This is a genomic window from Halomonas sp. Ps84H-12 (assembly GCF_024124725.1).
Lineage (GTDB): Bacteria > Pseudomonadota > Gammaproteobacteria > Pseudomonadales > Halomonadaceae > Vreelandella > Vreelandella aquamarina.
The window spans coordinates 1-11964 of sequence record NZ_JAMXSJ010000055.1; the positions used below are offsets into that span (position 1 = coordinate 1).

General features: G+C 46.1%; 9 protein-coding genes. All 9 read left to right on the forward strand.

Annotated features, from left to right (window positions below; genetic code table 11):
- The first annotated feature begins 553 nt into the window (after positions 1–553).
- The 9 genes from NH344_RS17080 to glmS all read left to right on the forward strand — a co-directional run bounded on the left by NH344_RS17080 (position 554) and on the right by glmS (position 11746).
- Positions 554–1978, forward strand: a complete 1425-nt coding sequence (locus tag NH344_RS17080) for an MBL fold metallo-hydrolase (RefSeq protein ID WP_253028193.1) — start codon at positions 554–556, stop codon at positions 1976–1978.
- Between the two features lie 214 nt (positions 1979–2192).
- The gene (locus NH344_RS17085; RefSeq protein WP_253028194.1) at positions 2193–2852 is read left to right on the forward strand and encodes an ABC transporter ATP-binding protein; all 660 of its coding nucleotides are present in this window, start codon (positions 2193–2195) and stop codon (positions 2850–2852) included.
- Between the two features lie 130 nt (positions 2853–2982).
- Positions 2983–3825 (forward strand): glycosyltransferase, encoded by an 843-nt coding sequence (locus NH344_RS17090; protein ID WP_253028195.1) that lies wholly within the window; start codon positions 2983–2985, stop codon positions 3823–3825.
- Positions 3822–5396, forward strand: coding sequence for a hypothetical protein (locus tag NH344_RS17095; RefSeq protein WP_253028196.1), 1575 nt, complete (start codon positions 3822–3824; stop codon positions 5394–5396). The genes NH344_RS17090 and NH344_RS17095 overlap by 4 nt, the downstream gene beginning before the upstream one ends.
- 1 nt (position 5397) lies before the next feature.
- Positions 5398–6714, forward strand: coding sequence for a sulfotransferase family 2 domain-containing protein (locus NH344_RS17100; RefSeq protein ID WP_253028197.1), 1317 nt, complete (start codon positions 5398–5400; stop codon positions 6712–6714).
- A gap of 61 nt (positions 6715–6775) precedes the next feature.
- On the forward strand, positions 6776–7591 hold the full coding sequence (kdsA, locus tag NH344_RS17105; RefSeq protein WP_253028200.1) for a 3-deoxy-8-phosphooctulonate synthase: 816 nt from the start codon (positions 6776–6778) through the stop codon (positions 7589–7591).
- Positions 7592–7601: 10 nt separating this feature from the next.
- Positions 7602–8888 (forward strand): 3-deoxy-manno-octulosonate cytidylyltransferase, encoded by a 1287-nt coding sequence (kdsB, locus tag NH344_RS18410; protein WP_366073314.1) that lies wholly within the window; start codon positions 7602–7604, stop codon positions 8886–8888.
- Between the two features lie 37 nt (positions 8889–8925).
- Positions 8926–9873: a KpsF/GutQ family sugar-phosphate isomerase gene (locus tag NH344_RS17120; RefSeq protein ID WP_253028198.1), complete on the forward strand. Its 948-nt coding sequence runs from the start codon at positions 8926–8928 to the stop codon at positions 9871–9873.
- 31 nt (positions 9874–9904) lie between these two features.
- Positions 9905–11746, forward strand: a complete 1842-nt coding sequence (glmS, locus tag NH344_RS17125; protein WP_253028199.1) for a glutamine--fructose-6-phosphate transaminase (isomerizing) — start codon at positions 9905–9907, stop codon at positions 11744–11746.
- Positions 11747–11964: the final 218 nt, after the last annotated feature.

An 11964-nucleotide genomic window follows, 5' to 3' on the forward strand; every position in this document is an offset into this window, starting at 1 on the left:
AAAAGAGACAGTTAAGCGCTTATTATCAAAAAATTATCCATATGCGGCTGGCAGCTAAGTAATGACTAACGGCTCATAATTTCCCGATGCCTGTTACCTATATGGAACCACCACCCCGTAGCGCGGCATAACGATCAACCGCGTGAACACCTCGAATGGCGGCACCAACCCCGTAGCGCGGCGTAACGAAAGAGCGAGAGCAACGAGCGAAAGAGGCACCCGCGAAGGGCGGCCCTAGCCGCCCCGATCAAGCCACAGTGATCGAGCAGGCCTTACCAGCACCCCTAACGGGGTGCTTCGCGGGTGCGCTCTGCTTACACCGCGCTACGGGAACACCGCCAACGTTATGAGGCGTGGCACCAACCCCGTTTCGCGCCATAACGATCAATCGCGGCAACACCTCGAATGGCAGCACCACCCCGTAGCGCGGCGTAACGAAAGAGCGAGAGAAACGAGCGAAAGAGGCACCCGCGTGGGCGGCGCCAGCCGCCCCGATCAAGCCACTACGCTCCATAATGCCTTACCGCCCAAAGCAAGCACGAAAAGGAATTCAATGCTCAACATCACCCACCACGGCGGTGCCACAGGCGTCACCGGAAGCTGTCACCAGCTCACCCTCGATAGCGAACACTCACTGCTGATCGACTGCGGGCTATTCCAAGGCGAAGACGCAAAAGAAAACGCCTTCGATCAGCTACAAATTGAATTCGACATCAGCACCGTCAAAGCGCTGGTCATCACCCATGTACACATTGATCACGTAGGCCGCTTGCCTTACCTACTGGCGGCCGGGTTCAAAGGGCCGATCATCTGCTCCATTCCCTCGGCCAAACTGCTGCCCCTGGTGATTGAAGACGCCCTAAAAATCGGCTTCACCCGCAACGCCCAACTCATAGAGCGTTTCCAGCAACAGCTAGAAAGTCAAATCGTCGGCGTGCCCTACGGCAAATGGCACACCGTGGTCGGAAAATCCGAAGAAGGCAGCATCACCACACGGGTAAAGCTCAAGCGGGCAGGGCACATTCTGGGTTCCAGCTACGTAGAAGTCGCCTACCAACACTCCAATTCTGAAAAGGAACGGGTCATCTTCAGCGGTGATCTAGGCGCGCCCTACGCACCGCTACTCCCCGCACCTAAATCCCCCTACGGCTGCGAACAGCTAGTGCTAGAAAGCACCTACGGCGACCGAAACCACCCCGACCGCCGCCAGCGCCGCGCCACGCTGAAAAACGCCATCGAGCAAGCACTCACTAACGGCGGCACGGTCATGGTGCCTGCCTTCAGTATTGGCCGAACCCAAGAGCTGCTCTACGAGCTGGAAGGCATCATTCATGAAGCCGAGCGCAACGCCAAACGCGGGCTGCCCAAAAGCCTATGGCAAACGCTGGAGATCATCGTCGATTCGCCGCTGGCCGCCCGCTTCACCCAGGTATACCGCGAGCTGAAACCCTACTGGGACGACGAAGCCCAACGCCGCCTGCGCAGTGGCCGCCACCCGCTCAACTTCGCCAACCTCTACACCGTAGACAGCCACGAAGCCCACGAGCGAACGGTCAGCTACCTGGCCAGCACAGGCCGCCCCGCCGTGGTGATCGCCGCCAGCGGCATGTGTGCAGGTGGGCGCATCATGAACTACCTAAAAGCCATGCTAGGCGATGAGCGTCACCAAGTACTATTCGTAGGCTACCAAGGCGCAGGAACCCCAGGCCGCGCCATACAGCAGTACGGCCCCCAAGGCGGTTGGGTAGAAATAGACGGCCAGCGGATTGATATCAAAGCAGGCGTCATCTCCATCAGCGGCTACTCCGCCCACGCCGACCAAAAAGGCCTGTTCAACTTCGTCAAGCGCATGCGCCGCTGGCCCCATACCATCCATTTAGTACACGGCGAACAAACCGCCCGCAGTGCGCTCAAACGTGAGCTGGAAGCGATGTACGCGCGTAAAGGAAGGGGAGTGAGAGTGGTGAATGGTGAGTAGCACCAACCCCGTTTTGCGTCATAACCATCAATCGTGGCAACACCTCAAATGGCGGCAACCAACCCGTAGCGCGGCGTAACGAAAGAGCGAGAGCAACGAGCGAAAGAGGCACCCGCGGAGGCGGCGCTAGCCGCCCCGAACACGCCACTGAATACTGAAATGCCACCAAACGGCATCGAAACACCACAGAACACTATCGGCAACCAAATACCAAATGATTGAAATAAAGAACCTCTACAAGCGCTACCACAACCACCACGGCAGCGACTGGGTACTCAAAGATATTAACTTAACTATTCCTGCAGGTGTTAGTGTGGGCTTAATCGGAGCCAATGGTGCGGGAAAGTCTACTTTGTTGCGTTTAATCGCAGGTATGGATAAGCCTGAAAAGGGAGAAGTAGTGCGCCATAGCCGGGTCTCTTGGCCTGTTGGCTTGGCTGGTGGTATGCAGAACAATATGACCGGTAAACAAAACGTAAAATTTGTTGCTCGCACCCAGGGTTGTAATGCTCTGGAAGTGAAGCAGGTTATCGAATTTGTTCAAGATTTTGCCGAGATTGGTGGTGCATTTAATGAGCCTGTACGTACTTATTCTTCAGGTATGAGGGCAAGACTTTTATTTGGTCTCTCTTTGGCTTTTGATTTCGACGTATATATATCTGACGAAGCTACCGCAGTAGGAGATAGGGCTTTTAAGGCGAAGGCCCAAGATCTGTTTAAATCTAAAGTAGGGGAGTCATCGCTTATAATAGTTTCACATAGTGAAGGTATTTTGCGAGAGCTTTGTGAAGCTGGTATATATATTAAAGGTGGCCAAGCTTATTGGTTCAATGATATTGATCATGCCATCAAAGAATACCATTCAGAAACTTAATATTCCATGCTCAATTTGTGAGGTTAAAATGATTGTAAATCATGTTATGTCCAATAGTGTTAATAGTGGTATATTTAAAGATATTATTAATTATTTCCATAAGTATAAAAAGAGTAATGACGAAATCGTCGTGTCTGAGAAAGCTATAAATAATGCCGATATTTACCATTATCATAGGCCTCACTTAGAAAAAAAGTTGATGGATAATTCGGTTTGTACAGTTCATCACGATTTAGAAGAGACCGATCCTTGGCTGAATTATAAAGAAAGATTTCATGATGTATATTTACAAGCAAAAAAAATAATATGTTTAAATAGTAATCAAGAGAATTTTCTTAAAAAATTACAGCTTAATAATACTAAGTTGATACCACATGGTTATAACGAAGAGGTGTTTCTTTCAAATAATAATGCAAAGAAAAGACTCCCAGGCGAGAAAGTTACTTTAGGTCTTATTTCGAAGAGGTATGGGCGGAAAGTTAAAGGTGAAGAGTATCTTTACGAGCTTGTTAAACAGTTAGACAATAAAAAATTTAAGTTTTTGCTTGTTGGTAGCGGCAGAACACAAGACGCCATTGTAATTAGGAGTATGGGGTTTGAAGTTAAAGTTTATGAATATGTTCCATATAATATATTCTCTTCTTTATACGATAATATAGATATTTTGTTAATGTTGAGTTTGTATGAAGGTGGCCCGGCAAACATACCTGAAGCTGTTATTACAGGTACACCAATTATAGGCAATAATATTGGAATGGTTTCAGACTACGTTAAGCCCTCTATGAATGGTTATTTTTTGAGTGGAAGTGTGCAGCGGGATTTAGAAGTGTTTAATAATGCTTATCATAGCATTGATAATCTTATAAATTCGGCCTATTTGGTAAGAAATACTGTTATATGCTGGAAGGATAATATTGATATGCATTTTGATCTATATAATGAAATGGCTAGCAATACTCGAGGTGACTCATGAGAGTCTTATTTTCTGATCAGCTTCACTTCCACAAAAGAAATTTTAAAAGTTTGATTGAATACACCGAAAAAAATGCTACTGAAGTTATATATAATACCGAGCATCATAACTTGATGGGGTTGAAAGGAAATTACAAGGATTGCTCCTCTTTGTTCGGAAACTATATAGATAATTATTCTGGTTTAGATAAAAAAACTCTTTACGAAGCTACACTGAATGGACTGAATTTATTTGAAATATGTAGGGCAGAATTGCTTTGCTATGTTTCAACTTTAGCAAATTTCCACTATTTCAAAAATGCTTTTAATGAAGTTGAAGAGTTTGACTGGCTATACGCGAATTATTTTTCTGATTTAATATTGAATATATCAGCTGCTCATTTTTGGATTGATTTTTGGGAAGCAAAAACCAAAAAATTGCCAGTTGTTAATAATGTTATAGTTTTTTCTGGTAGCACTATATACACACGTGTACTATTAGAACTATTTAAAAGAAAAGTTGGAGAGACCTACGTTGCAGAATCTTTTTTTACAGGAAATGAATATTATTTAGAAAGAAAGAGCAGCCATATCGCTAACAATAGTGATCTAAAGTTCGGTAATGTTTTTAATAGTTATTCTTTTTTATCACAAGACGATTATGAAAGAGAGAAAATTAAAGCACATAATAAAATTAGGCTTGGTAAGAATAAAAATGTACAGCAGCCTGAAGTAAATGAAAGCCTTCGTTTTTTTGGAGGAGAAAAATATATTTTGATAATAGGCCAGGTGGTAAATGATTTTTCAGTTTTAGAGAACAAAGTGGGTGTCCGAAACACTCTTGGTTTTTACAAAGAGTTAATTGATAGTATTTTGAAATATACTAATAAGAAAATTGTTTTTAAATGCCATCCTTGGGAAAGGCATAATGTTAATCTAAAATATCCTAAAACACTTAATTATTTATCTGCTTGGTCGGCTAGTTTGCCAGATGAATTCCGTGAGAGATTGGTTATTACTGAGAACTATAATTTAAATCAACTACTTGATGGTTCTTCATTATTTGCTACTTTATGTTCTCAAGCTGGATTAGAAGCAGCTTATAGAGGGTTTAAGCCTGTTCAATTTGGTGCAGCTTTTTATGGTAATAAAGGTTTTACGCATGATTATAATTCAATTGAAAAATTTATTTCATCTTTGCAACGAGAGGAAGTTTTAGGAAAATTAAGCTTAGATGAATATGCTGTTTATGAGAACTTTATTACTGTTGCACTACAAAAGCATCTTGTATCTGTGCATCGATCAGGAAATATCAGGTTAAAAGAGCTTTTTCTCAAGAAAAATCATATTAATCTTATAGAAAGCCCTAACCCTGGAGGTGATGTAAAGGGTGAGATAAAAAAACAAGATATCAAAAAGCCTTTACTTATTGATAATAAGACTACGAAGCAGGACTTTAATACAGAAAAAGCTATAGTAAATGATCGTGCTAAGCGACGATTGAGAAAACTTCTTAGGAAGCCGCACTCTTATTTTAAAGATAGCTCCTGTAAAATTATAAGACCCTTGCGCTATTTTTTTAAGGATAAATAAAATGTCTGTTTTTTTTGTGAATATACCTTGTACAAAGGCCGATGTTGTTAAAAAATTCTTTATCCAAAAAAATATACTTTTTAATGACCTTGGGGATTCTCGGAAAAAAATTGATGAGTCTTTAGATGAAAATGTTTTCTCGTTTTGTTTTGTCAGAAATCCCTATTTAAGGCTAAGGATTGCGTTTGATCATCTTGTTAGTCTGAGCTTAGATGAGACTTCAGACTCCGTAAGTGAATTCACTAAAAGGCGCATTGATCTTAAAAAAAAATACGGTAATGATTTTGAAAAATTTGTTATCGATAAGGGGTTTGAAAAGTTTAATTTTTCTCATTTTTATCCTCAGATGAGCTGGATAAATCTTAATGGAAAAAGAAAGATAAACTTTATAGGCTATTCTGAAGATATTTTTTCTGATCTGAACTTTCTTTCCGATTATCTAATTGATGAGAAGCAAACTACTTATTTAGATGCCCAAATTCAATTGGATAATGAAAAAAATAATCTCTCTTCAGAAGTAATCAAAATAATTAAGAATTATTATCATGATGATTTTGTTCGTTTAGGTTATAGCTTTGATCCAAAGATAGTAAGCCCTAAGAAAAAGGTTGGTTTTGTAAATCAGTTTTATCCTAAAAGTAAAGATCTTGAGAGTATATTGATTGATAAGCAAGGTGAGCTTTCTAACAACTCAAAATATTTGTATCTCGACAGGCAGGGTAGTGGCTTAATTGTCATCCTTAGTACACATAATCAGTTTGATAAATTTTTTGCTCTTGAGAAAATTTATAATGTCAGTTCCGAAAATTTGCTTTTTATAACCAATGTAAATAATAATTACTTTTTAGACTTTGATTCTAGTGGTAACAATATATATGCTTCTTTCCTTGCTGATTTTATTTTTAGCAAAGGTATGAAAAGTGTAACTATCTTTGGTTCTTCCATGGCTGGTTATGCAGCACTAATGTTGGCCTCTAAACTTAATTTAAATGCCTTTGTAACAAATCCACAGGTTGATTTAGCTTTAGCCTACAAATTTGCTTGGCACGATTTGAGAAAAACTCTTGACAAACTTGAAAAAGTTGAAGATTTTTGTTATCAATTAGATAAGTCTAGCTCTTATGTTTATTACGTATATGGTGATGCACCAATAGATAAAGAAAATGCTAAATATCTAAAAAATAAATTGCTATTGAATAATAATTTAATATTCAGAAATTTAAAATTGGATACGCATGACTTTCCTTTTCAAGATAACCTTGAAATAATCAATGAAGTACACAACCATTTATCTTTTTTAAAAAAGTATAGGTTGTAAGTGCACGACGTGCATACTCTTGTATGCTAACTTAATTATTAGGAATTTACTGGTGGCTCTCATGCGCAACGATAATTTGTTTACTCTAATAGGTGGGGTGAACGTCCTGGAGTCCAAAGATTTTGCTTTCAAAGCTTGCGAACATTATGTGAACGTTACTTCCAAGTTAGGAATACCATATGTATTCAAAGCCAGTTTTGATAAAGCAAACCGCTCATCGATTCACTCGTATCGTGGCCCTGGCCTTGAAGAAGGCATGCGCATTTTTGAAGATGTGAAGAAAGAGTTCGGCGTACCCGTTATTACGGATGTTCATGAGCCTTGGCAGGCTGCTCCGGTGGCCGAAGTGGTCGATATACTGCAACTGCCAGCCTTTCTGGCTCGCCAAACCGATTTGGTGACGGCATTAGCCAAAACCGGTAAGCCGATCAATATCAAGAAGCCGCAGTTCTTAAGCCCTGGCCAAATGATCAATATCGTTGAAAAATTTAAAGAAGCGGGCAACGATCAATTGATGCTTTGTGATCGTGGGACTAGTTTTGGTTACGACAACTTGGTGGTGGATATGCTGGGCTTTGGTGTCATGAAAGATACCTGTGGCAACCTGCCTATCATTTTTGATGTGACTCATGCACTACAGCAGCGTGACCCGCTGGGTGCAGCGTCTGGTGGCCGTCGTAAGCAAGCGTTAGAGCTGGCCCGTGCGGGTATGGCTGTGGGTATCGCAGGCTTGTTCCTGGAGGCACACCCCGCCCCCGATAATGCCAAGTGCGATGGCCCCAGTGCTTTGCCACTGCATCTACTAGAGCCATTCCTTACTCAGGTCAAAGCAATCGACGATGCGGTAAAAGCCATGCCTGCATTAGACATTGATTAAGGAGTTGCCGGTGCCTTCATCGAATCGTGTTGCTCTGGTGATTCCTGCACGCTTTGGCTCAAGCCGTTTGCCTGGAAAACCGCTGGCTGATTTGCTGGGCAAGCCCATGGTGCAATGGGTGTTTGAGAAGGCGCAGCAGGTGCCTTCTGCGCATACTGTGGTCGTTGCCACAGATGACCAGCGCATTGTGGATGCCGTGAAAGCTTTTGGCGGTCAGGTAGTGCTGACATCGAAGTACCATCCTTCCGGCACCGATCGCCTGGTCGAAGTGATGGATCAGTTAGACGCTGATATCTATATTAACTTGCAAGGGGATGAGCCGCTAGTTCGCCCCAGTGACGTAGATAAGCTTGCCCAAGGCATGTTGGCCGACCCAAACGTAGATGTGGGCACGCTTTACCATGCCATCGAAGATGAGGAAGCCCAAAATCCCAACACAGTGAAAGTAGTGTTAGGGCATGCAGGCAACGCGCTGTACTTTAGCCGTTCCCCTATTCCTTACCCACGTGAGGGCGATAAACACCCTGGTTTTAAAAAGCACGTGGGTGTTTATGCTTATCGTAAGCGGATTTTAGAGCAATACGCTCAGCTGCCTGCTTCCGCGTTAGAGCAAACTGAGCAATTAGAGCAGCTTCGATTGCTGTCTGCGGGCTTGCGTATTCGCGCCTATGAGGTAGCCCCCACTGGGCCAGGGGTGGATACCCCAGAGTGCCTTGAAAAAGTGCGCGCTATTTTGGAGGGGAAGCCGTATACCCCTCCATCGCCTTTGGCTAACGTTAAGTTATTGATTACGGATGTAGACGGTGTGTTGACCGACGGCGGTATTTACTACGATGCCTCCGGTGAGTGCTTAAAGCGTTTTCATGTGCGCGATGGCTTGGGTATGCGTTTGCTCGAAGAGTGCGGTATTCGGGTAGCGGTTCTATCTGGTCGAGATTCAGCCACGTTACGCAAACGCGTTGCGGATCTGGGAATTGGTCTCCATGCTTTTGGTGTTAAAGATAAATATGCGGCTTGTAGGGCGCTTATGAAAGAGGCGGGGGTGACACCTGAGCAAACGGTGTGTATTGGTGATGACTCCATCGACCTGCCTGCTTTTGCTGCTTGTGGTCTCTCTTATGCGGTCGCGGATGCCCCCAGTTATGTAAAACAGCATGCAACCGGCATATTGAGTCTTGCGGGCGGTCAAGGAGCCGTGCGTGAGTTGGCAGACGCTATACTCACTGCCCATGGCAGGGACGATGTTTTTAATTCAGCGAAAGGCTTCCACTCTGTGTCAGGTGGGGCGGCCCAATAACGTGGTAAGCAACATGATGGAAAAGGATAGTAATCGAATGTCGAGTATCAACGTCGGTAAAGAAGTATTCGAGGTGCAGGCCCGTGCATTGGAAGCAGCGGCTACCCGACTAAACGATGTTTTCGATCAAGCCATCAACATGATTCTCGAAACGCCAGGGCGGGTCGTCGTGTCTGGCATGGGTAAGTCGGGCATCATTGGTAACAAGATTGCTGCAACGTTAGCCTCCACAGGTACACCAAGCTTCGCTGTTCATCCGGCAGAAGCTTATCATGGCGATCTGGGGATGTTTACGGCCGCTGATGTCGCCATTCTGATTTCCTATAGTGGTGAAACGGAAGAAGTTATTCGCTTGATTCCTTCGCTTCGTCACTTTGGCGTGAAAACCATTGCCATGGTGGGCAATCCGGATTCTACACTGGGACGAAACTGCGATTTAGTGTTAGACGTATCGGTCGAGCGTGAAGCGTGTCCGAACAATTTAGCTCCGACAACTTCCACGACAGTCACACTGGCCATGGGAGATGCTCTTGCAGTAGCACTCATCGAGCGCCGTGATTTTCAGCCTCATGATTTTGCCGTTTTCCATCCCGGCGGTAGTTTGGGCAAACGTCTACTAACGCGTGTTAGAGACGTCATGCACACGGAGCTTCCTATCTGTGCGCCTCAAGACAATATCAAAGAAGTCATTATGACGATTACTCAAGTGGGGTTGGGTATCGCCGTTGTGGTCGATAGAGGCACCATCAAAGGGGTCATTACGGACGGGGATCTGCGTCGAGCGCTCTTTAACCATGACAGTTTCGAAGGTTTAACGGCTGAAAACGTGATGACACGCACACCGCTCACCGTGAACGACTCTGAAATGTTCGCTGATGCAGAAAACATCATGCTGAAATCGAAGGTGACCTCGTTGCTAGTGGTTAGCCAGGAGGGTGTTTTAAGCGGTGTATTGAAGCTTCAAGATGCCAGTCGACTGAATTGATACAATTTGCAAATAATAATGCGGTGAGTCTATGTGTGGCATAGTTGGAGCGGTCAGTGCAAAAAATTGCACCGACTACTTGTTAGAAGGGTTATCCACCCTGGAGTATCGCGGCTACGATTCGGCAGGCTTGGCGGTACTCAATAATGGGTTGCAGCGCGCCCGTGCCAAAGGGCGTGTGGCGGAGCTAGCCAGCAAAGTAGCGGAAGCGGGTATTAACGGGCATGTGGGTATTGCCCACACACGTTGGGCCACTCATGGCGTTCCCGCCGAGCGCAATGCTCACCCGCACATCTCCTCTGGCTTGGCGGTGGTGCATAACGGCATCATCGAAAACTACGAGTCTCTCCGTGAGCAGCTTCAAGGCCTGGGGTATGTGTTCACCTCGGATACCGACACAGAAACCATTGCTCACCTGATTCAAGCCTGTTTTAAGGGCCAAATTGGCGAACCCGCTGAAAATCTATTTTCTGCCGTGCAGTGTGCCGTTGCCCACCTGAAGGGGGCGTTTGCGTTAGCCGTCATTAGTGAGGAAGAGCCGGATTGCCTGGTGGTTGCCCGTGAAGGCTCCCCGCTGATGCTGGGCGTTGCAGAAGATGGCTACTATGCGGCGTCTGATGCCTCTGCGCTGCTCTCTGTTACCAAGCGCATGATGTACCTGGAAAACGGCGATGTAGCCCGTTTGAGCCGCGATGCGGTGGTAGTGGTCGATGGTATTGGCCAGATGGTTGAACGCGCCATTGTCACGTCTAGCTTGAATGCCAACGCGGTCGAGCTGGGTGATTACAACCATTACATGCAGAAGGAAATCTTCGAACAGCCCCAGGCGCTTAGCAACACGCTGGAAATGATTAGCGGGGCAGGGCAGTTGCAGCCCGGCATTTTTGGTGCGGAAGCCGCAGAGATTTTCCAGCAGGTAGATTCGGTACTGATTCTAGCGTGTGGTACCTCTAGCTACGCAGGCATGACGGCGAAGTACTGGATCGAGCAAGTGGCGGGCATTCCTTGCAACGTAGAAATTGCCAGCGAGTATCGCTATCGCCATAGCGTGCCTAACCCAACGCAGTTGGTCGTGGTGATTTCTCAGTCCGGTGAAACCGCGGATACCCTGGCGGCGCTACACCACGCTAAGGCACAGGGGCATACCTTCACCCTGGCGATCTGTAACGTTCCGGAATCTGCCATTGTGCGTGAAACCGCGCTGCGCTTTATCACCCGCGCAGGCCCGGAAATTGGTGTGGCCTCTACCAAAGCGTTTACCACTCAGCTTAGTGCGCTGTTCTTACTCACCCTGCTGCTTGCCAAGGCGCACCAGCGCTTGAGTGGTGACGCTGAAAAAGCATATCTAGACGAGCTTCGTCACTTGCCCATTGCTGTTGATAAAGTGCTGGCGTTAGAGCCAAGCATTGAGGCGTGGTCACAGCATTTTGCCAATAAACACCATGCGCTGTTTTTGGGCCGTGGTCGGCATTACCCCATTGCTTTGGAAGGCGCGCTGAAGCTCAAAGAGATCTCTTACATTCATGCGGAAGCCTACCCAGCGGGTGAGCTGAAGCATGGTCCGCTGGCTCTTGTCGATTCCGAAATGCCTGTGGTGGTGGTAGCGCCCAACGATGAAATGTTGGAAAAACTGAAAGCCAATATGCAGGAAGTGAGCGCCCGCGGCGGCCAGCTTTATGTATTTGCCGATGGGGGCAGTGCGGTGAAGTCGTCTGACGGTGTGAACGTACTGTTGATGCCTGAGCACTACGGGTTGCTTTCACCGGTGTTACACGTGGTAGCGCTTCAGTTGCTTTCTTACCATGTGGCATTGGTAAAAGGCACCGATGTTGATAAGCCGCGTAATTTAGCGAAGAGTGTGACGGTGGAGTGAGGCGGTTTGGGTGGCTGTATCGGGGCGGCTAAGCGCCGCCTACGCGCCGGGCCGCCGCTGCGGGTGCCTCATTTGCTCGTGCCTCGCAAGATTCGTTACGCCGCGCTACGGGCGGGGTTCAGTGCATGCACTTGTAGCGCGTGGTAAGCGAAGCGCACCCGCGAAGCACTCCGGTAGGAGTGCCGATGGTAGCGCGAAGGTGAAATAGCGCACGGTGG